Origin of the sequence: Sphingomonas aurea (assembly GCF_030678875.1) — a bacterium.
Classification (GTDB): Bacteria; Pseudomonadota; Alphaproteobacteria; order Sphingomonadales; family Sphingomonadaceae; genus Sphingomonas; species Sphingomonas aurea.
In genome coordinates, this window is record NZ_JAUUDS010000008.1 from 14,559 (window position 1) to 38,295 (window position 23,737).

Genomic DNA, 23,737 nt, shown 5'->3' on the forward strand with positions numbered 1-23,737 from the left:
GATGGTTCAATCCTTTGCGAACAGGGCGGCGTCGTCGGCGAACGCCTTGAACTCCAGCGCGTTGCCGCTGGGGTCGTAGAAGAACATCGTGGCCTGCTCGCCGGCCTGCCCCTTGAAGCGGACATGCGGCTCGATGCCGAAGCGGATGCCGGCGGCGCCGACGCGCTCGGCCAGTGCCTGCCAGTCCGCCATGGTCAGGACGACGCCGAAATGCGGCACCGGCACATGGTGGCCGTCGACCGCGTTCGCCACCGCCACCGGCTTCGCGGCGGGATCGAGGTGCGCGACGATCTGGTGCCCGCCCAGGTCGAAGTCGATCCACTGGTCGCTCGACCGCCCCTCCGCACAGCCCAGCACCCCGCCATAGAAGGCGCGCGCGGCGGCAAGGTCGTGGACCGGAAAGGCGAGGTGAAAGGGCCGAAGCGTCATATCCCCCTGCTACACGATCGCCGCGGCACCGGGAAGGATTGCGAAGCCGCCGCCCGCCACCCATAGGAACGCCCGTGACACGCCATCCCGCCCTCCTCTCGCTGATCCTCGGCGCGGTCGCTGCGTGCGGGTTCGCGCCGCTCGACCTGTGGCCGGTCGCGCTCGCCTGTCTGGCGGCGTGGCTGGCGCTGGTCCATGCCGCGTCGACGTTGCGCGCGGCGCTGTGGCGGGGCTGGCTGTTCGGGCTGGGCCACTTCACGATCAACAACAACTGGTTCCAGCACGCGTTCGATTTCCAGGACAAGATGCCGCCAGTGCTCGGCTATTTCGCCGCCGTGGCGCTGGCGCTCTATCTGGCGGTCTATCCGATGGCGGCGGCGGGGATCGCGTGGCGCTTTCGCGGGCGGGCGGCGGATGCGGCCCCGGACACGGCCTATGTGCTGGTCTTCGCGGCGGCGTGGATCGCAACCGAGTATCTGCGCGCCGTGCTGTTCACCGGCTATGCCTGGGACCCATTGGGCGTGCTGTGGCTGCCGGCGATCGGGGTGGCACGGGTGTCGACCCTTGTCGGTACCTATGCGCTGTCGGGGCTGACGATCGTCGTCGCCGGATCGCTGCTGATGCTGGCGAAACGGCGCTGGACGCTGCCCGCGATCGTGCTGCCGGTGACCGCGCTCGCCGCCCTGTCGGCGCTGTGGACCCACGCCCCCGCCGCCGCGCCGGACGCGCCGCGCGTTCGTGTCGTCCAGCCCAATATCGGTAACGAGGCGCGCACCGGCGCTGGCGAGCGCTCGCTCCAGGCGCTGATCCGCCTGTCGGGTCGGCCCGGCCCGGTGCCCCGGCTGATCGTCTGGCCGGAGGGATTGATCGTCGACTTCTTGGAGAGCGGCTATCCCGATTACATCTATGCCGACCGCCGCCCGTTCTGGCTGCGGTCGCGGATCGCCGACGTGCTCGGCCCGCGCGACCTGCTGCTGACCAACGCGCCGCGGCTCGGCTTCGACGCCGACAACGACATTGCCAGCGCGGCCAATTCGGTGCTGGCGATCGGCCCGGACGCGCAGATCCGCGGCACCTACGACAAGGCGCACTTGGTACCCTATGGCGAGTATCTGCCGATGCCGTGGCTGCTGAGGCCGCTGGGCCTTGCCCGGCTGGTGCCCGGCGACATGGACTTCAGCCCCGGCCCCGGACCCCGCGCGATCGACTGGCCCGGCTTCGGCCCGGTCGGCCTGCAGGTCTGCTACGAGATCATCTTCTCGGGGGAAGTGGTCGACGAGGCGCGCCGCCCGCGCATCATCCTGAACCCGTCGAACGACGCGTGGTTCGGCAAATGGGGGTCGCCGCAGTTCCTGGCGCAGGCGCGGCTGCGCGCGATCGAGGAGGGGCTGCCCGTCGTCCGCTCCACCCCCACCGGCATCTCCGCGATCATCGCCGCCGACGGCACGCTGCTCGCCACCGTCCCGCACGAGACCGCCGGCGCGATCGAGTTGCCGATGCCGCCCGCCCTGCCACCCACCCTGTTCGCGCGGACCGGCAACGCCGCGGCCGCGATCGTTGCCGCGCTGCTGTTCGCACTCGCGATTGCCATCAGGCGACGTGCCCGCTAGGGCTCCATATAAAGCTATCTTTATATCTTTATGAGGCTGCGATGCGCTCTTCGTACATCTTCACGTCCGAGTCGGTTTCAGAGGGGCACCCCGACAAGGTCGCCGACCAGATCAGCGACACGATCGTCGACCTGTTCCTGTCCAAGGACGCCGAGGCGCGCATCGCCTGCGAGACGCTGACCACCACCAACCTGGTCGTGCTGGCCGGCGAGATCCGCTGCAAGGGCGTGTACGAGAACGGTCAGTGGGCCGAGGGCGCGCTAGCCGAGATCGAGGCGGCGGTCCGCGCGACCGTGAAGCGCATCGGCTACGAGCAGTCGGGCTTCCACTGGGAAACCTTCACCTTCGAGAACAACCTCCACGGCCAGTCGGCGGAAATCGCGATGGGCGTCGACGAGGGCTCGAACAAGGACGAGGGTGCCGGCGACCAGGGCATCATGTTCGGCTATGCGACCGACGAGACGCCGGGGCTGATGCCCGCGACCCTGTATTACAGCCACAAGATCCTCGAGACGATGGCCGCAGACCGCCACTCGGGCAAGGCGCCGTTCCTCGAGCCCGACGCCAAGAGCCAGGTGACGCTCCAGTACGAGAACGGCGTGCCCGTCCGCGCGACCGCGCTGGTCGTGTCGACCCAGCATAAGGCCGGCTATTGCCTGCAGGGCGAGAATGCCGATGCCGCCAAGTACGACGTGCTGAAGGATTACGTCACCGGCGTGCTGAAGGCCGTGCTGCCCGAAGGCTTCGTCACCGAAGAGACCAAGCTCTATATCAATCCGACCGGCGCGTTCGAGATCGGCGGCCCCGACGGCGACGCCGGGCTGACCGGCCGCAAGATCATCGTCGACACCTATGGCGGCGCCGCGCCGCACGGCGGCGGTGCGTTCAGCGGCAAGGACCCGACCAAGGTCGACCGCTCGGCCGCCTATGTCGCGCGTTACCTCGCCAAGAACGTCGTCGCGGCGGGCCTCGCCAAGCGCTGCACGATCCAGCTGTCCTACGCGATCGGCATCGCCGAGCCGCTGTCGGTCTATGTCGATACCCACGGCACCGGCACGGTCGACGAGGCGAAGCTGGAGCAGGTCCTGCCCCAGCTGGTCCGCCTGACGCCGAAGGGCATTCGCCAGCACCTGAAGCTGAACGCCCCGATCTATGTAAAGTCGGCGGCTTACGGCCATTTCGGCCGCGAGCCGGAGGGTGATCTGTTCACCTGGGAGAAGACGGACCTGGTCGATCAGCTGAAGGCGGCTGTGGCCTGATCCCTCCATCGTCACCCCGGCCTGGTGCCGGGGTGACGCATCAGCGCTCCACCGCGAACCAGATCGTGTGGAGCGCGCCCTTGCCGTTGCTCCGCGCCCGCACCGTCACCTCGTCGACCGCGAAGCCCGCCTGTGCCAGCCGCCGGCCGAATGCGGCATCGGGTGCCGCCGACCACACCGCCAGCACCCCGCCGGGCGCCAGCGCGTCCCGCGCATGGGCCAGCCCGCGCGCCGAATAGAGGCGGTCGTTCGCTGCCCGCACCAGCCCGTCCGGGCCGTTATCGACGTCGAGCAGGATCGCGTCATACTGCCCCCGCCCGGCAGCGATCACCTCGGCGACGTCGCGCTCGACCATATCCACGCGGAGATCGTCGAGGCAGCCCGCGGTCAGCTCCGCCATCGGCCCACGCGCCCAGGCGATGATCTCGGGCACCAGCTCCGCCACCGTCACCCGCGCATCCGCTGCCAGCACCTTCAGCGCCGCACGCAACGTGAAGCCCATGCCGTAACCGCCGACCAGCAGGTGCGGCGCCTTGCGTGCTTTCAGCCGGGCGCAGCTCATCGTCGCCAGCGCCTCCTCCGACCCGCTCATTCGGCTGTTCATCAGCTCGTTGCGGTCGAGCACGATCATGAAATCGCCGCCGCGCCGGAACAGCCGCAGCGGCTCGCCACCCGGCACCTGTGCGGTGCCGATCAGCTCTCTGGGTACCATCCTGTGCCTCGTTCCGCTGCTATCCGGGGGTCGCTGTATCGCCATGGCACGCGATTGGCGTGCGGCGATTTTGTCGAATCGCGCGTTTTGCTCTAATGGGTGCCGCGTCGCGTGCCGAACCCGGCCGCCGCCCACCGATAACGAACAGGAATCTCCGACACACATGTCGTTCAAGGAACAGAGTTTTCAGGAGCGCGCCGCGCTTTCCGCCAAGGCCAAGCAGGCTGCGCTGGAAAAACTGCGCGCCAAGCCGCCCGTCGACGAAGCGGTCGTCGCCGCCCGCCGCGCCGCGGCCGAAGCGAAGGAAGCCGCCAAGATCCAGGCGAGCATCGAGAAGCGCGAGGCCCGCGAGCAGGCCGCCGCCGAGAAGAAGGCCCGCGCCCTCCAGGCCGCCGAAGAGGCTGCCGCCGCCGCCAAGAAATATGCTCCCGTCATGCCGACCGAGGCAGAGATGAAGGCGGCCCGCGACGCCCGCTACGCCGCCCGCAAGGCGCGTCAGCGGGGCTGACCGGAAAGGAGCCGCCCTCCCCCATCGACAAACGCGCCGCTCGCCATAGACTGACGGGCGAAGCGTGGGGGAGGATGACGATGCGGGGTGCGGCCCTGATTGCGATAACGGTAGCGGCGCTGGTGATCGCGCCCGCCGCCGCGCAGCGCACGCTGGACGTGCCGGCCACCGCCCGCTGGCGTCATGCCGAAACCGGCGTGACGCTGCCGCCGCGACTGGAGACGATGGCGCGGCTGAAGCTGACCGACACCACCGATACTGAGGCCGACGTCACGATCGGGTACGAGAGCGACGATCACACGCTGCTCGGCACCGTCTTCATCTTCCGCTCCGCCCTGCCCAACGCCGCGATCTGGCTGGATCGTTCCGACGTCGCGATCCGCCAGCGTGACCTATTCGCCGGTGCGACGCCGACCACGCCAGCGCCGGTGGCTTTCGTGCCGCCGTTCGGTGGCGCGGCATCGGGGCTGCGCCAGACCTATCGCACTGGCGGCGGCGCATATCGTGCCACGTCGGTGGCGATGATCCCGCTGGACGGGTGGCTGCTGGCGATCCGGCTGAGTGCCAAGACGCTGGATCCCGCGATGCTCGACACGGCGATGGACCGGGTGGTCGCCGCCATTGGCCGGCCGGCCAAGCCGGTCCCGCCGCAGCCTGCCTCGACGCCAGTGGCGGACTGCGCGACCCCGCTCGCCTTCGGTCACGCCAAGCCGGTGAAGGCCGACATGGGCGACGCGTTGCTCGGCTCGCTGATGGGCATCGCCGCCGCGTCCGAGCAAGCGAAACAGGCGTCCCAGCCGGCACCGGTCCCGGCGGCCACGCCGCTGTGCCGCGACCCGTCGAGCACGATTCGCTACGGCATCTATCATGGCGAAGGCACCGGCTATCGTATGGCGCTCGGCGATGCCGGTCGGGTCGTCGACGTGTCGCTCAGCCTGTCCGGGCAGATCGATGCCGGCAAGGCGGGGCAGATGCTGGTCACGCTCGACGATGTCGACGGCACCATCCTGACCTTCGGCACCTTCTCTGCCCTGCCCAGGCCGGCGCAGGTCATGACGATGATCGAGCACGGCAAGCCGATCGGCAGCCGTCAGACCCGCCCGGGCCGAGTCGAGTTCACCCTTCCGCGGAAATGAACCGCCGCAACCATGTCTCGCCCGTCCGCACCAGCGGGCGGGCGAGGCGTTCGGCGGCCCAGCCGATCGCAGCACCCGCGATCACGTCGCTGAGGTAATGTTTGCCACGGCTCGGCTGGAGTGCGGCGATGGCCACCGCCGCGGCCTGGAGCGGCAGGCCGGCGAGCGGGTCCTCCGTCGCCACCGCCTGCGCCACCGCGACCGCCCCGGCCGTGTGGCCGGAGGGGAAGGAGTTCAGCGACGGGTCGTCCCCGCCCGTGCCCTTGCCGACCCGGTGTCCCTCGCGCAGCGCACGGGCCGGGCGGGTGCGGTCGATGCTGGTCTTCAATACCGTCTTGGCGGCGGTCGCGATCAGGTGGCTGGCGAGCATCCGCACGCCGGCGCGGGCGACCGCCGGGCGGCGCAGCACCGCGCCCATCAGGATCGTCGCGGTGGACAGGGCGATCAGCGGCGGCTGGTCGGCCACCTCGCTCGCCTTGCCCGACAGGCGGACGAGTGCGCCATCGCGGCGGCGGGCGGCGCGATGAGTCGCTTGCCTGTCTTGCTCGGCGGCGCGCCGGACCAACACCTTCGCCTTACCCATTGTCGCCACCGTCCTGCACATCGCTGCGGACCTGCGCGTGCGCCAGCACCGCGAACAGCCCCGCGCCGCCGACCAGATTGCCCAATACTGCCGGTGCGATCAGTGCGAACAGCGCCTGCATCACCCCGACCTGCCCGTCGAACAGCAGCAGGAACGCCTCGTCCGACCCGACGACCGAGTGGCTGAATCCCGCAATGGCGACGACATAGGTGATCGCGACGATGACCAGGAACGCCTGTTCGCGCGCGTTGGGCAGCGACCAGGCGATCACCGCGATCAGGAACCCGGCAGGGATCGCGTTCAGGAACGTGCCCCACGGCCCCAGTTCGAGGATCCGACCGGAAACTTCCAGTGCCGCCCGGCGCAATTCGGGGTCACCCAGCAGGCCGGCATCGATCAGCGCCGCCGCGATGGCGGTACCGGCCAGATTCGCGCCCAGCACGATGCCCCACAGCCTCAGCGTGCGACCCAGTGCCCAGCGTGACGGCCGGGTCGCCAGCGGCAGCATCGCAGTTATCGTGCTCTCGGTGAACAGCTGCATCCGTCCCAGAATGACCATCACGAACCCGATCGGATAGCCCAGCGCGACCACCAGGTCCCGCCACTGGGTATCGGGCAGGTCGCGGTGCAGCGCCGCCTCCGCGATCAGCGAGGTGTTGATCGCCAACCCTGCCGCCAGTCCCGACCAGAAGAGCGCGGCGGCGGGGCGGTTCAGCTCCTCCTCCCCCTCCTCGCGCACCGTGCGGTGCAGTTCGCGCGCGTCCGCCGCCTTCAGGTCGTCGACATCCTCGTCCTCAGCATCGGCCATCGCCGCCCAACGGCCGGCACGGCGCTTTGCTCCGGCCGGCACCACGGCTAGAGGCGACGCGATGAACGATCCCATGACGATCCGCCGCCTCTACGGCCGCAGCCAGGGGCACAAGCTGCGCGCCGGCCAGGCCGCGCTGGTCGAGGAAATGTTGCCCGCCGTGTCGGTGCCTGGCCACGGTCCGCTCGATGCCGCGACGCTGTTCGGCGACGACCGGCCGCTGCACGTCGAGATCGGCTTCGGCGCGGGCGAGCATCTGGCGGGGCAGGCCGCGGCGCATCCCGATACCGGCTTCATCGGTTGCGAGCCGTTCCTGAACGGCGTTGTCGGCGCGCTCGGCCATATCCGCGAGGGCGGGCTGACCAACGTCCGCCTGCACATGGGCGACGCGCTGGAGGTGATCGAGCGACTGCCCGATGCCAGCCTGTCGCGCGTCTATCTGCTCCACCCCGATCCCTGGCCCAAGGCGCGTCATGCGAAGCGGCGCATGGTCAATCACGGCCCGCTCGACCTGATCGCCGCCAAGCTGATGCCGGGCGCGGAGTTCCGGCTGGGCACCGACGACCCGACCTATTGCCGCTGGTCGATGATGGTGATGAACCAGCGCAGCGATTTCGACTGGCTGGCGACCTCGGCGCACGACTTCCTGACCCGCCCCGACGACTGGCCGGAGACCCGCTACGAGCGAAAGGCGCGCCGACAGGGCCACGAGGTCTGGTATTTCCGCTATTGTCGGCGTTAATACCGGCGCGATGATCCCGCTGATCCCTGGCATTGCCACCGTTGCGCAGACGATCACCCTGTCGCTGACGCCGATCTTCATGCTGACCGCGATCGGCCAGCTGCTGAACGTCCTCGCCGGCCGGCTGAGCCGCGTCGTCGACCGGGTGCGCGCGCTGGAGGAGCTGCATTCGGGTGCGACCGGGGCGGAACTGACGCGCTACATCTGGGAACTGCGCCGGCTGGACCGCCGCATCTCGATCATCAACGCGGCACTGTTCCTGGCGGTGTCGAGCGCGGTGATGACCGCCATCGTCGTCGCCAGCCTGTTCGTCGCGACCCTGGCCAAGCTGCACTTCGCCAGCGCCGTCGCGGTCGCGTTCATCCTGGCGATGCTGCTGCTGATCGCCTCGCTGGTCGGGTTCATGATCGAGGTGCGGGTGTCGCTCCTCTCGATCCATGTCCGCGAGGATTTGCTGAAGTGATCGAGCAGCGCGCATTGCAGCTGGTGGTCGCCATCGCCTGTCTGCTGCCGCTGCTGGCAGGCGGCGCGGGGATCGTAAGAGGACCGGCCGCCTTCGGTCATCTGGCGGAGGTGCCACGCGATCTCGACAGCCACTTCCGCTACATATCGGGCATCTTCTTCGCCACCGGCCTCGGCTTCCTGTCCTGCATTCCTGGCATCGAGCGGCAAGGCGCGCGGTTCCGCCTGCTCGGCGCGCTGATCGTGGTCGGCGGGCTGGCGCGGGGCGTGTCGCTGCTGGCGGTCGGTGCCCCCTCGACCGGGCATGTGCTGGGGCTGGGTATGGAAACGATCGTCGTACCGCTGCTGATGCTGTGGCAGTGGCGGGTCGAGCGGGCAGCGGCGGGAATGAACTACCCACACTAACCTGCGTTATCGCACTCCCTGCCCTTTCGGGAGCCGACGTGGCCGCCATCGCAACCTTGCTCGGCAAAATCCTGCTCTGGCTGGTCGTGGTGGCCTGTCTGGCGGTCACGATCGTTCCGCGCTTCCTTGACCGCCGCTACTATCGCGGACCCGTGACCGACCATTTCGACAGCCAGCGCTTCGCCAATCCGGACGGCGATGCCGACACCGCCGCGCCGCCGACCGGCGGCAGCCGCGCCGGCTTCTTCTGGCGCTACCTGCTCGGCGACGACGGACGCCCGGCCTGGCCCGACACCGTGCCGGTACACCCCGCCCCCCCCGCCGAGCTGATGCAGCGCCTGCCGGTGCCGATCGTCAGCGCGCCCGCGACCCCGGACGAGGCGGCGGCGACGCCGATGCGCGCGACCTGGATCGGCCATGCCAGCGTGCTGGTGCAGACGCCCGACCTCAACATCCTGACCGATCCTGTATGGAGCGAGCATACCGGACCGTTCGGCTTCGGTCCGCGCCGGGTCGCGGCACCCGGCATCGCGATGGACGACCTGCCGCGGATCGACCTGATCCTCATCAGCCACAATCACTACGACCATCTCGACCTTCCGACACTGAAGCGGATCTGGGCGCGCGACCGGCCGCTGATCGTCACCAGCCTGGGCAACGACGCGATCCTGCGCGATGCCGGCATCCCCGCACAGGCGGCCGATTGGCACCATGCGGTGACCGTGATGGGTCGCCCGCGCGTCGCCCGCGACCGGTTCTGGAGCCGCCCGGTCCGCGTCCACGTCACCCGCAACCACCATTGGGGCAGCCGCTGGTTCGCCGACCGCAACCGCGCGCTGTGGAGCAGCTTCGTCGTGACGCTGCCCGGCGGCAACCTGTTCTTTGCCGGCGACACCGGACTGGGCGATGGCCGCTGGGCGGCCGAGGCGGCCGCGCTGGGGCCGATCCGGCTGGCGCTGATCCCGATCGGCGCGTTCCGCTTCGCCGCGGGCCAGATGGCGAGCGGCAGCCATATCGGTCCGGCACAGGCAGTACAGGTCTTTGCCGGCCTGGGCGCGGCGACGGCGATCCCGATCCACTGGGGCACGTTCCGCCTGTCCTATGAGGGGTATCGCGCCCCCGCCCGGCTGCTGCGTGCGGCGATGGCTTGCTCCGGCTTGACCAGCCGCTTCGCCCCGGTTGCGATCGGCCGTCCGGTCGACATAGCGCCGATTGCGGGGAATGCCCGGCCGGTGCCGGCCGATGCGGGGGCGCTGACCCGCTGCATCGACACCCCCGCCACACGCGCCTGGCAGTAAGACGCGGTCAGCCGATCTTGTAGAAGCAGAGCTTGTTGCCGTCCGGATCGCGGACATAGGCACCGTAGAAACCCATCGACTCCGGCGCGCGCAGCCCCGGCGCACCTTCATCGCTCGCACCCAGTGCCAGTGCGCGCGCATGGACCGCGTCGACCCGGTCGCGGCTCTCCAGCACCAGCGCGACCATCCCGCCATTGCCGGTATCGGCCGTCCCGCCGTCATACGGCCGGGTGACCGCCAGCATCGGCGCGTCGAAGCCGGTACCGTACAGGGTGAAGCCGCGCTCGCCCGGCAGGGTCGACAGGCGCCGCCCGCCGATCTCGCCAATCAGCGCGTCGTAGAACGCCAGCGCCCGTGCATGGTCGTTGGTCCCCACCGTCACGTAACCGATCATCATCCGCTCCCTCTCGTGTCCCCGCATCCTACACCGGTGCGCACGAGAAGGAACGACGATCAGCCGACGAAGGCGCGCTCGATCACGAAGGTGCCAGGATTGGCGTTCGATCCTTCGACGAACCCTTTCGCCTCCAGCAGCTGCGCGAAGTCGCGGATCATCTCGGTCGAGCCGCACAGCATCACCCGGTCGGTCTCCGGATCGAGCGCAGCCGTGCCGGTCAGCCCGCTGAACAACGTACCGTCGTCGATCAGCGCGCCGATCCGCGCCGTGTTGCGGAACGGCTCGCGCGTCACGGTCGGGACATAGTGGAACTGCGCGCCCGCCTCATCCGCGACCAGCGGGTCCTCGGCCAGCCGGCCGTCCATCTCGTCGTGATAGGCGAGGTCGCTGACCCGTCGCACGCTGTGCACCACGATCACATCGTCATACGCGCTATAGACGTCCGGATCGCGCATCAGCGACAGGAACGGCGCCAGGCCGGTGCCGGTCGACAGCATGAACAGCCGCTTGCCGCCGAGCAGCGCGTCGAGCACCAGCGTGCCGGTCGGCTTCTTGCCCAGATAGATGTCGTCGCCCGGCTGGATCAGCTGCAACCGGCTGGTCAGCGGGCCGTCCTGTACCTTGATCGACAGGAATTCCAGCTCCTCCGCGTAGTGGGGCGACGCGATCGAATAGGCGCGGACCAGCGGCTTCTTCTCGCCCGCCAGCCCGATCATCACGAACTCGCCCGAGCGGAAGCGGAAGCTCGCCGGCCGCTCGATGGCGAACGAGAACAGATGCTCGTTCCAGTGCCGCACCCACAGCACCTTGGCGGTCAGGAAGGCCGGATTATCGGGCAGCAGCGCGGGCGCGCGGGTTTCGGTCGTGACAGTCATGGGTTCCGACAGCTTTCTTGCGAATGGCGCGCAGTAAGTTCCGGGTGACGGGGGGTCAACCATAGGTCTGCTTGGGGGCGATAAGGCAGGTGGCCGCACGTTGCCTGTTCCGCCCCCGTTCCCCATATTCGCGCCCATGGCCATCCAGATCCGCACCAACCTCGCCGAGCCGGAAACCGGCGAGTCCTTCGTCCCCCATCGCCCGGCCCGCCCGCCCAAGGTCGAGGGCGGCAAGCGGTTCGAGCTGGTCAGCGAATATACCGCTTCGGGCGATCAGCCGACCGCGATCGCGGAACTGGTCGCCACGGCGAAGGCCGGCGAGAAGGATCAGGTGCTGCTCGGCGTCACCGGCTCGGGCAAGACCTTCACCATGGCCCGGGTGATCGAGGAGATGCAGCGGCCCGCCCTGATCCTCGCCCCCAACAAGATCCTGGCCGCGCAGCTGTACGGCGAGTTCAAGTCGTTCTTCCCCAACAACGCGGTCGAGTATTTCGTCAGCTATTACGACTATTACCAGCCAGAGGCGTATGTGCCCCGGTCGGACACGTACATCGAGAAGGAATCCTCGATCAACGAGGCGATCGACCGGATGCGCCACTCCGCCACCCGGTCGCTCCTGGAGCGCGACGACGTCATCATCGTCGCTTCGGTATCGTGCCTCTATGGCATCGGCTCGGTCGAGACCTATTCGGCGATGATCTTCGACCTGAAGAAGGGCCAGACCGTCGACCAGCGCGAGATCGTGCGCAAGCTGGTCGCGCTGCAATACAAGCGCAACGACGCCGCCTTCGTCCGCGGCAATTTTCGCGTGCGCGGCGACAATCTCGAACTCTTCCCCTCGCACTACGAGGATTCGGCCTGGCGTATCTCGTTCTTCGGCGACGAGATCGAGGATATCGTCGAATTCGATCCGCTGACCGGCAGCAAGGTCGCCAGCCTGAACAGCGTCCGCGTCTATGCCAACTCGCACTATGTCACGCCGGGTCCGACGATGAAGCAGGCGACCGAGGCGATCCGCCACGAACTGACCGAGCGGCTGAAGGAGCTGGAGGCGGAGGGCAAGCTGATCGAGCATCAGCGGCTGGAACAGCGCACCAATTTCGACCTGGAGATGATCCACGCCACCGGCAGCTGCAACGGCATCGAGAATTACAGCCGCTTCCTGACCGGTCGCCTGCCCGGCGAGCCGCCGCCCACCCTGTTCGAGTACCTGCCAGAGAACGCGCTGCTCTTCGTCGACGAGAGCCACCAGACGATCGGCCAGATCAACGGCATGTCGCGCGGCGATCACCGCCGCAAGATCACGCTGGCCGAATATGGCTTTCGCCTGCCGTCCGCGATCGACAACCGGCCGCTGCGCTTCAACGAGTGGGATGCGATGCGCCCGCAGACCGTCTGCGTCTCGGCGACGCCGGGCGGGTGGGAGATGGAGCAGACCGGCGGCGTCTTCGCCGAGCAGGTGATCCGCCCCACCGGCCTGATCGACCCGCCGGTCGAGATCAAGCCGGTCGAGGAGCAGGTGCAGGACCTGATCGTCGAGTGCCGCAAGACGACCGAGGCGGGCTATCGCACCCTCGTCACCACGCTGACCAAGCGGATGGCGGAGGATCTGACCGAATATATGCACGAGGCGGGGATCAAGGTCCGCTACATGCATTCCGACGTCGAGACGCTGGAGCGTATCGAGCTGATCCGCGACCTGCGGCTGGGCGTCTACGACGTGCTGATCGGCATCAACCTGCTGCGCGAGGGGCTCGACATTCCCGAGTGCGGGCTGGTCGCGATCCTCGACGCGGACAAGGAAGGCTTTCTCCGCTCCGAAACCTCGCTGATCCAGACGATCGGCCGCGCCGCGCGCAACGTCGACGGGCGTGTCATCCTCTACGCCGACCGCATCACCGGCTCGATGGAGCGGGCGATGAACGAGACGGCGCGCCGCCGCGAGAAGCAGGAGGCGTACAATACCGAGCACGGCATCACCCCGACCACGATCCGCCGCAACATCGGCGACATCATCGCGCACGTCGCGTCGAAGGATCAGGTGACGGTCGAGATCGACGACCAGCGCCCGCACATGGTCGGCCACAACCTGCGCGCCTATATCGAGGATCTCGAGAAGAAGATGCGCAAGGCCGCCGCCGACCTGGAATTCGAGGAGGCCGGCCGACTGCGCGACGAGATCCGTCAGCTGGAAAACGAGGAACTCGGCCTGCCGGTCGAGCAGCACAAGGCGCCGATCATGGGCCGCTCGAACGAGGGCAAGCCGGGCACGCGCAAGACCCGCTACGGCAAGGAGAGCAAGATGCGAATGGGCGGTCGACGCGGCGGGCGGTGATGCCGAACCTACTCGGATCGCGCGCGGCGGCCGTAGGAACGAGTCTGGCCGCGGCGGCCGTCTCGACGGCCGCGATCATGATCGCGTGTGGATATTACAGGAATGCCGCCACGCTGCCGATGCAACTGGCCTTCATCGCCGGGCCGATCGCGCTGCCCCTGATCGTTGCCAGTCTGGCACCCTCACGCCGCACTTCGGTCTGGTCCGTCACGGCGGCGATTCTGGCGGTGGGCTGGGTTTATGTCGTCTATTGCGACACGCGGCTCGATCCGGGCGGAGGAGCGAGCTTCGCGGTCATCGTCGGGTGGTTCGCGGCCGTCATCGCGCTGGCCGTCGCGCTGCTGCTGACGCTGGCCCTCGCCGCCCGCCGCCGATAATGGCCGGGCGGCGAGGGCGCGGCGTCAATCCTTCAACCCCGCCGGCACCGTGCCGCCATTCTTCTCCAGCTCGCGCATCACGGCCTTGTGGAGCCAGATGTTCATCTCGGCCGATCCGTCCTTGGCACCCGAATAGCCGAGTTCGGTCGCCAATTCCTTGCGGTTGTCGAGCGAGGAGTCGAGGTCGAGCAGCTTCATCAGATCGACGATCGAGGTGCGCCAGTTCAGGTCGGGGTTGCCCTTGCGCTGGGCGATGTCGGTCAACACCTGCTCGACGTCTACCGGTTGAGCCGCAGCAGGCACGGAGGCGGCGGGCGGCGGCGCGGGCGGGGCTGGCGTTTCATTGGCGGTGGTCGGCGGATGGGCCGCCGGCGGTGGAGACGCGGGTGCAGGCTTGGCACCGCCGCCGAACTGGCCGCCTAGCGGACCGTTCTCGCCGAAGATGGCGGATTTGATCTTGCCGAAGATGCTCATGTCTCTCTCCAGAAATCGCGGTCAGCCCGCCGTCAGATCCTCGCCCGCGGCGCCGTAGTAGCTCGCCACCCGGTCGGCATAGGCCTGATCGAAGACCGGCGCGTTGTTCGACCAGCTCGGCCCGCCTTCCAGCAGGCGGCGATCGACCGTGATGACATACAGGTCGCGCACCGGATCGAACTGCAACAGCGAGAAGGGCACGGGATAGAAGCTCTTGCCCATGCCCAGGAACCCGCCCAGCGACAGTACCGCGTGCGTCACCCGGCCCGACCGCTTGTGCACCATGAAGGAATAGACCGACCCGACGATGTCGCCGTCGCGGCTCTCGACCTTTACGGTATGGGCGACGTTGGACTGGGCAAGGATCTGGGTCGGCGCTTGATCGGTGGACATTCGTTGCTCCCGTTGCTGTCCGTCGAACCGGCGATGCAGCCCGCCGGTTCCATCGCGCTGGCGGGTTGAGGCGGGTGGCCCGACACCCTAAGCGAGCACCATGTCCGCCCTCCCGCCCCGCCCCGCCACCCGCCCGACGATCGCCGCCCTGGCGCTGATCCTGGCCGGCTGCGTCCCCCAGGTCACGCCGCCCCCGGTGCCCACTCCCGCGCCGAGCTCGACCGCGGTCGCGCTGCCCCCGCCCGCGCCGCTGGCGGCGGACTGGCGCGACTGGCCGCGGACGCCGGGCGACTGGCGCTACACTCCGCTGCCCGGCGGCGGGATCGCCCGCTATGCCGGGGCCGACGGCCAGCCGCTCGCGACCCTCTCGTGCGACCGGGCCGCACGGCGTATCGTCCTGACCCGCCCCTCGCCGGCGGTCGCGACCGCGCTCACCATCCGCACGACCAGCACCGTCCGCGCGCTGCCGGTCCAGGCCCGCGCGCCGGCCGACGCCGCGCCGCTCGTCATGCTGGACGCGACGCTGCCCGCCGACGACCGGCTGCTCGACGCGATGGCGTTCAGCCGCGGCACCTTCGTGCTGGAACAGGCAAGCCGCCCGCCGCTGGTATTGCCTGCCTGGGCAGAGGTCGGCCGGGTGATCGAGGATTGCCGCTGACGGACGATGCGGTCGGTCGAGGGGCGGTGATGCTCGTCCGAAATCGCATGCAATACAAGCCTTGTAAGCACCGTCCCGATCGCACACATTGCAGATGTCGCCGGTCACGGCGGCATCTTGGCTATCAACAAGCGAAAGGAGGTGATCCGATGTCTCATGGTTCAGCAGTGGGGTCGGTTCAGTTCGTTCGGGGGATCGGCTTCTAAGATCCGGATCGGCGGCGTCGGGGGGTATCCTCCCCCAATCAACGACGTGGCCGGGATCGAAGAGGCCTCATGGTCTCCCGGGCTGGAGCTCTCCGGCCGCTGACCATGTTTAGGGGTTGTCGGGTCGTCGGGAGACGCCCGGCAACCTCTTCTCATTTCCGGGCCGGGCGATCTGGCTGCAATCGGGGGAGAATGCTTCGGTGCTGACGGCGCATGAACGCATGCTCGCGCGTCGGTATCTGTTGCCGGGGCCAGGCGGGCGGCTGATGCTGCTGGTAGCCGCCATCGGGTGTGCCGGGGTTACGATCGGTGTCGCGGCACTGATTTTGGTGGTCAGCTTCATGAACGGCGCAGAAGCGCGGCTCGCTGGCCAGATCGGCTCGGTCGACGGCCATCTGGCGGTGACCCGGGTCGGTCACGATTTGCCCGACTGGCGCGACCTTACCCGCCGCATCGCGGCCACGCCGGGGGTCGTCCGCGCCACGCCGGTGCTGGCGCAGGCCGGACTGGTCACCGTCGCCGGGCGGGTGCAACCGGCGATGCTGCACGGCCTCCGCTCCGCCGACATCGCGCGCCTCCCCGCCTTCGCACAGCGGGGCACGCTACTCGCCGGCCATTTGCCCACGGCGCGCGGCAACGTAGCGATCGGCATCGGCTTGGCCGAGCGGCTCGGCGTCGTCGCCGGCGAACCGCTGACGGTCACCTCGGCCTCGGTCGATGCCGAAGGCACGTTGCAGGTACAGAACAGCGCGCTGACGATCGCCGGCATTTATCGCACCGACAATTCCGATCTGGACGACAAGCGGGTCATCCTGCCGATGGCCGACGTCCAGCGCCTTTTCTCCCGAGGCGACGTCGCCTCGCGGATCGACGTCACCGCCCATGACGAGCAGGCGGCGGTGCCGCTTGCCGTCCGGCTGCGCGCGGAACTCGGCCAAGGCATCCGGGTCCGCGACTGGCGGGAGTTGAACGCCGCCCTCGTCGGCGCGCTTGCGCAGGAGCGGATGGCCATGACCGCGATCATTTCCGTGGTCACGATGATCGCGCTGGCCAACATCCTGTCGTCGCTGGGAATGCTGGTACGCTTCAAGGCGCGCGAGATCGCCATCATCCGCACCATGGGCGCGACCGCCGGCTCGGTGGCCCGCATCTTTGTCGCGGTCGGCGCCACGATCGGCATAGTCGGCGAGATCGCAGGGCTAATCATCGGCCTGGGACTGAAAGCGGCAAAGGACCCGCTCACCGCAGCACTGCGGCCGTGGCTGGCCGGATCACCGGAATATGACGCCTTTCTCGACCTGCCGCTGACCATCTCGCCGGGCGCGATCGCAACCATCCTCGTCGCCGTGACGGCAGGCGCGCTACTTGCGGCGCTACTGCCCGCCCGCAGCGCCGCGCGGATCGATCCGGCCGCGCTGCTCCGCTACGGCTGAACACGGGAAAACATACGCACGACGCGACCGGTTCGGTACCCGCCTGCGCAGCTCAAGAGACGGCGATCACGCCGGCTGGAGCAGCCCCTCTCTCGCGATCTTCTCCCGCCAGACCAGCGGGGCGAGCGTGTGGACGTTCTGCCCCTCGGCATCAACGGCGACCGTCACCGGGAAATCGGCGACCTCGAACTCGTAGATCGCCTCCATGCCCAGATCCTCGAAGCCGACGACCTTCGATCCCTTGATCGCACGCGCGACCAGATAGGCGGCGCCACCGACTGCCATCAGGTAGGCGCTCCTGGCCTCGCGAATCGCGTCGGTCGCCGCCGGCCCGCGCTCGGCCTTGCCGACCATTGCCAGCAGCCCCTGATCGAGCATCATCCGGGTGAACTTGTCCATCCGCGTCGCGGTGGTGGGACCGGCCGGGCCGACCACCTCCTCGCCCACCGGATCGACCGGGCCGACATAGTAGATCACCCGACCGCGGAAGCTGACCGGCAGCTCCTCGCCCTTCGCCAGCATGTCGGCGATCCGCTTGTGCGCGGCGTCGCGCCCGGTCAGCATCTTGCCGTTCAGCAGCAGCCGGTCGCCATGCTTCCAGCTCTGCACCACTTCCGGCGTCAGCGTGTCGAGGTCGACGCGCTTGGCCGCCACGTCGGGCTTCCAGTCGACCTGCGGCCACTCGGCCAGCTTGGGCGCTTCCAGATAGACCGGTCCCGAGCCGTCGAGGGTGAAATGCGCGTGGCGGGTCGCGGCGCAGTTCGGGATCATCGCCACCGGCTTCGACGCGGCATGCGTCGGCCAGTCGAGGATCTTGACGTCGAGGATGGTCGACAGGCCGCCCAGCCCCTGCGCACCGATGCCCAGCGCATTGACCTTGTCGAACAGCTCGATGCGCAGCGCCTCGACGTCGGTCCGGGGCCCGCGCGCCTTCAGCTGCCCCATGTCGATCGCGCCCATCAGCGATTCCTTGGCGAGCAGCATCGCCTTCTCCGCGGTGCCCCCGATGCCGATGCCCAGCATGCCGGGCGGGCACCAGCCGGCGCCCATCTGCGGCACCGTCTCCAACACCCAGTCGACGATCGAGTCCGACGGGTTCATCATCTTGAACTTGGACTTGTTCTCCGACCCGCCGCCCTTGGCCGCGACGTCGACCGTGACCTTCGCACCGGGCACCATCTCGACGTGCAGGACAGAGGGCGTGTTGTCGCGGGTGTTGCGGCGGGTGAAGGCCGGGTCGGCCAGGATCGAGGCGCGCAGCTTGTTCTCGGGGTGCAGATAGGCGCGGCGCACCCCCTCGTCGACGACCTCCTGCAGCGAGCGGTCGCCCGACAGGCGACAATCCTGCCCCCATTTGACGAAGACGGTGACGATGCCGGTATCCTGGCAGATCGGCCGGTGCCCCTCGGCGCACATCCGGCTGTTGGTCAGGATCTGCGCGATCGCGTCCTTGGCCGCCGGACTCTGCTCGGCCTCGTACGCTTCGCCGAGTGCGCGGATATAATCCATCGGGTGATAGTAGCTGATGAACTGGAGCGCGTCGGCGACGCTCTCGATCAGGTCGGTGTCGCGGATGATCGTGGTCATGGCGGGACGCTTTGCGCCAGCCCCAATCTTAACGCAACGCCCGTGCGACGCTCGCCTGGATCAATCCGAAACGGACCCTAACGCGACATTCACCAGACTCGCTGGCGCGATCGTAAATCACCGCCCGCTAAGCCTCCGCACCATGTACCTACGCACCCGCACCTCCGTCGAGCAAGATCGTCCCACCCTGGCGATGCTGCTGGGTATTACCGAGGATCGCCAGGACGCCACGGGCCAGTCGCTCGACCACCTCGCGCAGGTCGCCGCCGCCTGGCCGATGGCCGCCGGCGTGCAGCTGGTGGCGGTGATCGCCGCCGCGATCGCCACGCGCGGCGCGGCGCTGACGATCTGGCTGGGCGGGCTGCTGGCGATCGCCTCGATCGCGACGATGCTGCTGGTACGCGCGCCGCTGTTCGGCTGGCCGCCGCATCGCCGCGCGCAGCTGCTGGCGATCGCCTCCGCGGCGACGGCTGCGGCGCTGCTGCCGCTGATCTGGAGCACCGCCGACGCGCCGCCGAACGGCATCCAGCTGGGCGCCACGGTGATGCTCGCCGGTGCGACCGGCCTGTCGGGGCTGGCGGTCCATTCGGTCCGTGCAGCGATCCTCAGCTTCGGCGTCGGGCTGGTCGCGGCGATGGCGGTGCTGGTCAGCGCGCCCCTGGTGATCCTGGAGGCGACGGTCTTGCTCGGCGCGCTCGGCCTCGCCACGCTCCGGCTCGCGCATCTCGACCGCGCCGCCAGCCTGGCCCTGGCCGAGCGCGCCGACGAGGGCCGCCACGCCGTCAAGATGATGGCAGAGTTCGAGGGGCAGGGCACCGGCTGGTTCTGGGAGGCGGACCGCCACGGCCGCGTCATCTATCTGTCCGCAAAGGTCGCCGACGAGATCGCCGCCGCCGACGCCACCCCGATCGGCCGGCTGCTGACCGATATCTTCCGCATGGACTCCGCTGCGCCGGGAACGGAGCGCACGCTCGCCTTCCACCTGTCGTCACGCACCTCCTTCTCCGACTATTCGGTCTGCGCCGCCGCCGATCGGGAGGGCGCGCGCTGGTGGTCCATCTCGGGCCGGCCGGTCGTCGACAGCCTCGGCCGATTCCAAGGCTTTATCGGCTCGGGCGCCGACCTGACCGAGAAGCGCAAGTCCGAGGCGGAGATCACCCGCCTCGCCCTGTTCGACGGGCTCACCGGGCTCGCCAACCGCCAGCGGATGCGGCTCTCGCTCGACAAGACCCTGGCGCAGGCCGCCGGCCAGCATCGCCCGGCCAGCCTGTTCCTGATGGACCTCGACCGGTTCAAGGCGGTCAACGACACGCTGGGCCACCAGGCCGGCGACGCGCTGCTGAAGATGGTCGCCCAGCGCCTCCAGCGCGTGGTCGGCGAGGCGGGGCTGGTCGGGCGGCTGGGCGGCGACGAGTTCCAGGTGCTGCTGCCCGGCACCGACGGGCGCGAGGGGCTGGCAACGCTCGCCCGCGCGCTGATCGACGCGCTGTCCCAGCCCTATCTCATCACCGGTACCCAGGTCAGCATCGGCTGCTCGATCGGCATCGCCATCGCGCCCCAGCACGGCGAGGATGCCGAGACGCTGATCCGCAACGCCGACCTCGCCCTCTATGCCGCCAAGGGCGACGGCCGCGGCGTCCACCGATTCTATGCCGAGGAAATGCTGGCCGGCGCCAAGCACCGCCAGCAGCTGGAAGACGACCTGCGCACCGCGCTGGGTGCCGGCGATTTCCACCTCTGCTATCAGCCGGTGGTCGGCACCGCCGACGCGCGCATCGTCGGCTACGAGGCGCTGGTGCGCTGGGAACACCCGGTCCGCGGCCTGGTATCCCCGGCCGATTTCGTGCCGGTCGCCGAGGAGTGCGGACTGATCGAGGCGCTGGGCGAGTGGGTCCTGCGTACCGCCTGCGAGGAGGCCGCGCGCTGGCCCGGCTCCGTCCGCGTCGCGGTCAACGTCTCGCCGGTGCAGTTCGCCAATCCGCAGCTGCCCGGCATCGTCGCCAGCGCACTCGCCCATGCCGGGCTCGCACCCGACCGGCTGGAGCTGGAGATCACCGAAGGCGTCTTCCTGAACGACAGCACCGCCACCGACCAGATGTTCCGCGCACTGAAGGGGCTGGGCGTGCGGCTGGCGCTCGACGATTTCGGCACCGGCTATTCCTCGCTTGGCTATCTGCGCTCGGCACCGTTCGACAAGATCAAGATCGACCAGTCCTTCGTCCGCGGCATCGCCCAGCCCGGCAACCGCAACGCCGCGATCATCAAGGCAATCGTCACCCTCGCCGAGACGCTGGGGATGGAAACCACCGCCGAAGGCGTCGAGGTGCAGGACGAGATCGACCTGGTCCGCGAACTGGGGTGCAGCCACATCCAGGGCTATGTCTATGGCCGCCCCACCCGTGCCGAGCATATCGCCGGCCGGCTCGATGGGGGCGAGCTTCACGCCCGGCCGATCGGTTTCAAGGTCAGCCGCGCGCCGCGCACCCGCATGCTCCGCTCGGCCCGGATCGTCGCCCGCGGCCGCGAAGGCGATGTCCGCATCCGCGACATCTCCGCGACCGGAGCGATGATTGACGGGACGAAGCTGGACGCGCGATCGGTCGGGCTGGACCTGCTGATCGAGCTGGTCGAGGACCGCATGATTGCCGCCCAGGTCCGCTGGGCCCAGGGCGGCCGCGCCGGTCTTCACTTCGCCGAAGCGATCGACGTCGCCACCGTCGCCGCGTCGTCCGGCGTCCGGACGAACCGCCGCGCCGGGTAAGCGGCGCAGCCGGCCGAGCGGCACGGCGGGCATCCATCCGCCGGCTTTTTATTTCGCGTTCCTTCTACGTTCTCTTGCGATCCGCAGAAGCGGCGGCGAAGCGTGCGTCGCGCCGCTTCGCTGCCCCGTGTCGGACGGCGATCATCGCTGCCGCTGCAAATAGGCACTTGCCCCATCCGGCCGATTGCACAATCAGTAGGGTCAGGGGTCGGCAACGAACCCAATAGATAGTGTGTTCGTTGACAAGTCGCCGGTGCATGCGTGTTGCGACGCATCACCGATGGCCTCCGTTTGTTCTGCACGCGCAGCCTGTTGCGTGCTAAACCGACCGGGAGCCCGATTCGAACGAACTGGGAACGGCAGGAGCCTTTCGGCGATGGATTTCAGGAACGATGGCATGACGACCGAGACGATCGAAACCGCCCCCGAGACGACCGGAAGCCCGGCCACAAAGCCCGCCGCGCTCGACAGCAAGTCGGTCGCGCCGCAGCCCTATGCGCTAGACGTGGATCACTCGCGCGACGCGCTCCTCACCGATTTCGGCAAGGAAACGCTGAACGACCGCTACCTGCTGCCGGGCGAAAGCTATCAGGACCTGTTCGTCCGCGTCGCATCGGCCTATGCCGACGATGCCGCGCATGCGCAGCGCATCTACGACTATATCAGCCGGCTGTGGTTCATGCCGGCGACGCCGGTGCTGTCGAACGGCGGCACCGGGCGCGGCCTGCCGATCAGCTGCTACCTCAATTCGGTGCCCGACAGCCTGAACGGCATCGTCGACACCTGGAACGAGAATGTCTGGCTGGCGTCGCGCGGCGGCGGCATCGGTACCTATTGGGGCAATGTCCGCGGCATCGGCGAGCCGGTGGGCCTGAACGGCAAGACCAGCGGCATCATCCCCTTCGTGCGCGTGATGGACTCGCTGACGCTGGCGATCAGCCAGGGGTCGCTGCGTCGCGGCTCGGCCGCCTGCTATCTCGACATCTCGCACCCGGAGATCGAAGAGTTCCTCGAGATCCGCAAACCCTCGGGCGACTTCAACCGCAAAGCGCTGAACCTGCACCACGGCGTCCTCATCCCCGACGCGTTCATGGAAGCGGTGCGCGACGGGCAGGAGTGGATCCTGCGCAGCCCCAAGGACCAGTCTGAGCGCGGCAAGGTCGATGCGCGCGCACTGTTCCAGAAGCTGGTCGAGACCCGGCTGGCGACCGGCGAGCCGTACATCGTCTTCGCCGATCATGTGAACTCGACCATGCCCAAGCATCATCGCGATCTGGGGCTGAAGGTATCGACCTCGAACCTGTGTTCGGAGATCACGCTGCCGACCGGCCGCGATCATCTGGGCAATGATCGCACCGCGGTCTGCTGCCTGTCCTCGCTCAACCTCGAGACGTGGGACCAGTGGAAGGACGACAGGCAGTTCATCGAGGACGTGATGCGCTTCCTCGACAATGTCCTGCAGGACTATATCGACCGGCACGAACCCGGCATGGAGCGCGCCGCCTATTCGGCGGGGCGCGAGCGGTCGGTGGGCCTGGGCGTCATGGGCTTCCACTCCTTCCTCCAGGCGCGCGGCCTGCCGTTCGAGGGGGCGATGGCCAAGTCGTGGAACCTGCGCATCTTCAAGCACATCAACGCGCAGGTGAACGAAGCGTCGATGCAGCTGGCGGTCGAGCGCGGCCCCTGCCCCGACGCCGCCGACGTCGGCGTGATGGAGCGGTTCAGCTGCAAGATGGCGATCGCGCCGACTGCGTCGATCAGCATCATCTGCGGCGGCACCAGCGCCTGTATCGAGCCGATCCCGGCCAATATCTATACCCACAAGACGCTGTCGGGCAGCTTCTCGGTCAAGAACCCGTATCTGGAAAAGATCCTGATCGAGAAGTCCAAGAACAGCGACGCGGTGTGGAACTCGATCCTGGAACAGGGCGGCTCGGTCCAGCATCTCGACTTCCTCAGCCAGGACGAGAAGGACTGCTACAAGACCAGCTTCGAGATCGACCAGCGCTGGCTGCTGGAACTGGCCGGCGACCGCACGCCCTATATCGACCAGGCGCAGTCGCTGAACCTGTTCATCCCGGCCGACGTCGAGAAGTGGGACCTGCTGATGCTCCACTTCCGCGCGTGGGAACTGGGCATCAAGTCGCTCTATTATCTCCGCTCCAAGTCGGTGCAGCGCGCCGGCTTCGCCGGCGGGGTCGAGAACGACAACACGTTGGAAAAGCCGAAATACGAGCTGGAAAGCACGGATTACGACGAGTGCCTGGCGTGTCAGTGAGGCGCGGGCGG

At 68.5% G+C, this 23,737-nt stretch carries 23 protein-coding genes; 14 read left to right on the plus strand and 9 right to left on the minus strand.

The window, feature by feature from the left end:
* Positions 1–6: 6 nt before the first annotated feature.
* A complete protein-coding gene (locus Q5H91_RS13595; protein ID WP_305173973.1) occupies positions 7–429 on the minus strand; it encodes a VOC family protein in 423 nt (140 codons plus the stop codon).
* Between the two features lie 74 nt (positions 430–503).
* Between Q5H91_RS13595 and lnt the strand changes: the two genes are divergently transcribed.
* Both lnt and metK read left to right on the plus strand, forming a co-directional pair.
* Entirely contained in the window at positions 504–2,039 is a 1,536-nt protein-coding gene (gene lnt / locus Q5H91_RS13600) for an apolipoprotein N-acyltransferase (protein WP_305173974.1), read from the plus strand.
* A 41-nt stretch (positions 2,040–2,080) separates the two neighbouring features.
* Complete coding sequence (gene metK / locus Q5H91_RS13605; protein ID WP_305173975.1) at positions 2,081–3,298, plus strand: methionine adenosyltransferase; 1,218 nt, start codon at positions 2,081–2,083, stop codon at positions 3,296–3,298.
* Between the two features lie 40 nt (positions 3,299–3,338).
* Here metK and Q5H91_RS13610 read toward each other — a convergent pair whose 3' ends face one another.
* Positions 3,339–4,010 (minus strand): spermidine synthase, encoded by a 672-nt coding sequence (locus Q5H91_RS13610; RefSeq protein WP_305173976.1) that lies wholly within the window; start codon positions 4,008–4,010, stop codon positions 3,339–3,341.
* A 163-nt stretch (positions 4,011–4,173) separates the two neighbouring features.
* On the opposite strand from Q5H91_RS13610, the gene Q5H91_RS13615 reads away from it, so the two are divergent.
* Complete coding sequence (locus tag Q5H91_RS13615) at positions 4,174–4,518, plus strand: DUF6481 family protein (protein ID WP_305174090.1); 345 nt, start codon at positions 4,174–4,176, stop codon at positions 4,516–4,518.
* Positions 4,519–4,598: 80 nt separating this feature from the next.
* Positions 4,599–5,654 carry a hypothetical protein gene (locus Q5H91_RS13620; RefSeq protein WP_305173977.1) on the plus strand — a complete coding sequence of 352 codons (1,056 nt, stop codon included), beginning with the start codon at positions 4,599–4,601 and terminating at the stop codon, positions 5,652–5,654.
* Here Q5H91_RS13620 and Q5H91_RS13625 read toward each other — a convergent pair.
* Positions 5,635–6,237: a phosphatase PAP2 family protein gene (locus Q5H91_RS13625; RefSeq protein WP_305173978.1), complete on the minus strand. Its 603-nt coding sequence runs from the start codon at positions 6,235–6,237 to the stop codon at positions 5,635–5,637. The two genes, Q5H91_RS13620 and Q5H91_RS13625, sit on opposite strands and share 20 nt — an antisense overlap.
* A complete protein-coding gene (locus Q5H91_RS13630; RefSeq protein ID WP_305174091.1) occupies positions 6,230–7,045 on the minus strand; it encodes a formate/nitrite transporter family protein in 816 nt (271 codons plus the stop codon). The genes Q5H91_RS13625 and Q5H91_RS13630 overlap by 8 nt, the downstream gene beginning before the upstream one ends.
* Positions 7,046–7,106: 61 nt before the next feature.
* Here Q5H91_RS13630 and trmB point away from each other — a divergent pair, with 61 nt between their 5' ends.
* The 4 genes from trmB to Q5H91_RS13650 are packed head-to-tail and all read left to right on the plus strand — an operon-like array spanning position 7,107 to position 9,952.
* Positions 7,107–7,787: a tRNA (guanosine(46)-N7)-methyltransferase TrmB gene (trmB, locus tag Q5H91_RS13635; protein WP_305173979.1), complete on the plus strand. Its 681-nt coding sequence runs from the start codon at positions 7,107–7,109 to the stop codon at positions 7,785–7,787.
* A 10-nt stretch (positions 7,788–7,797) separates the two neighbouring features.
* On the plus strand, positions 7,798–8,250 hold the full coding sequence (locus Q5H91_RS13640) for a DUF2721 domain-containing protein (RefSeq protein ID WP_305173980.1): 453 nt from the start codon (positions 7,798–7,800) through the stop codon (positions 8,248–8,250).
* On the plus strand, positions 8,247–8,654 hold the full coding sequence (locus Q5H91_RS13645; RefSeq protein WP_305173981.1) for a DUF4345 domain-containing protein: 408 nt from the start codon (positions 8,247–8,249) through the stop codon (positions 8,652–8,654). The genes Q5H91_RS13640 and Q5H91_RS13645 overlap by 4 nt, the downstream gene beginning before the upstream one ends.
* Before the next feature lie 47 nt (positions 8,655–8,701).
* Positions 8,702–9,952: an MBL fold metallo-hydrolase gene (locus Q5H91_RS13650; RefSeq protein ID WP_305174092.1), complete on the plus strand. Its 1,251-nt coding sequence runs from the start codon at positions 8,702–8,704 to the stop codon at positions 9,950–9,952.
* Between the two features lie 7 nt (positions 9,953–9,959).
* Here Q5H91_RS13650 and Q5H91_RS13655 read toward each other — a convergent pair whose 3' ends face one another.
* Together Q5H91_RS13655 and Q5H91_RS13660 are read right to left on the minus strand one after the other, a co-directional pair.
* On the minus strand, positions 9,960–10,349 hold the full coding sequence (locus Q5H91_RS13655) for a VOC family protein (protein WP_370655267.1): 390 nt from the start codon (positions 10,347–10,349) through the stop codon (positions 9,960–9,962).
* Between the two features lie 56 nt (positions 10,350–10,405).
* Positions 10,406–11,224 carry a ferredoxin--NADP reductase gene (locus Q5H91_RS13660; RefSeq protein ID WP_305173982.1) on the minus strand — a complete coding sequence of 273 codons (819 nt, stop codon included), beginning with the start codon at positions 11,222–11,224 and terminating at the stop codon, positions 10,406–10,408.
* Positions 11,225–11,360: 136 nt separating this feature from the next.
* Between Q5H91_RS13660 and uvrB the strand changes: the two genes are divergently transcribed.
* The gene (gene uvrB / locus Q5H91_RS13665; protein WP_305173983.1) at positions 11,361–13,559 is read left to right on the plus strand and encodes an excinuclease ABC subunit UvrB; all 2,199 of its coding nucleotides are present in this window, start codon (positions 11,361–11,363) and stop codon (positions 13,557–13,559) included.
* A 77-nt stretch (positions 13,560–13,636) separates the two neighbouring features.
* A complete protein-coding gene (locus Q5H91_RS13670) occupies positions 13,637–13,936 on the plus strand; it encodes a hypothetical protein (RefSeq protein WP_305173984.1) in 300 nt (99 codons plus the stop codon).
* A 24-nt stretch (positions 13,937–13,960) separates the two neighbouring features.
* Here the strand turns inward: Q5H91_RS13670 and Q5H91_RS13675 are convergent, their stop codons facing one another.
* Positions 13,961–14,410: a DUF3597 domain-containing protein gene (locus Q5H91_RS13675; protein WP_305173985.1), complete on the minus strand. Its 450-nt coding sequence runs from the start codon at positions 14,408–14,410 to the stop codon at positions 13,961–13,963.
* A 21-nt stretch (positions 14,411–14,431) separates the two neighbouring features.
* Positions 14,432–14,803, minus strand: coding sequence for a PRC-barrel domain-containing protein (locus Q5H91_RS13680; RefSeq protein ID WP_305173986.1), 372 nt, complete (start codon positions 14,801–14,803; stop codon positions 14,432–14,434).
* 100 nt (positions 14,804–14,903) lie between these two features.
* Here Q5H91_RS13680 and Q5H91_RS13685 point away from each other — a divergent pair, with 100 nt between their 5' ends.
* Positions 14,904–15,461, plus strand: coding sequence for a hypothetical protein (locus tag Q5H91_RS13685; RefSeq protein WP_305173987.1), 558 nt, complete (start codon positions 14,904–14,906; stop codon positions 15,459–15,461).
* Between the two features lie 427 nt (positions 15,462–15,888).
* The gene (locus Q5H91_RS13690) at positions 15,889–17,100 is read left to right on the plus strand and encodes an ABC transporter permease (protein WP_305173988.1); all 1,212 of its coding nucleotides are present in this window, start codon (positions 15,889–15,891) and stop codon (positions 17,098–17,100) included.
* Positions 17,101–17,166: 66 nt separating this feature from the next.
* On the opposite strand, the gene Q5H91_RS13695 is transcribed toward Q5H91_RS13690, so the two are convergent.
* The gene (locus Q5H91_RS13695) at positions 17,167–18,687 is read right to left on the minus strand and encodes a fumarate hydratase (RefSeq protein ID WP_305173989.1); all 1,521 of its coding nucleotides are present in this window, start codon (positions 18,685–18,687) and stop codon (positions 17,167–17,169) included.
* 142 nt (positions 18,688–18,829) lie between these two features.
* Here Q5H91_RS13695 and Q5H91_RS13700 point away from each other — a divergent pair, with 142 nt between their 5' ends.
* Entirely contained in the window at positions 18,830–21,448 is a 2,619-nt protein-coding gene (locus Q5H91_RS13700; protein WP_305173990.1) for an EAL domain-containing protein, read from the plus strand.
* A gap of 376 nt (positions 21,449–21,824) precedes the next feature.
* Positions 21,825–23,726 (plus strand): ribonucleoside-diphosphate reductase subunit alpha, encoded by a 1,902-nt coding sequence (locus tag Q5H91_RS13705; RefSeq protein ID WP_370655268.1) that lies wholly within the window; start codon positions 21,825–21,827, stop codon positions 23,724–23,726.
* Positions 23,727–23,737: the final 11 nt, after the last annotated feature.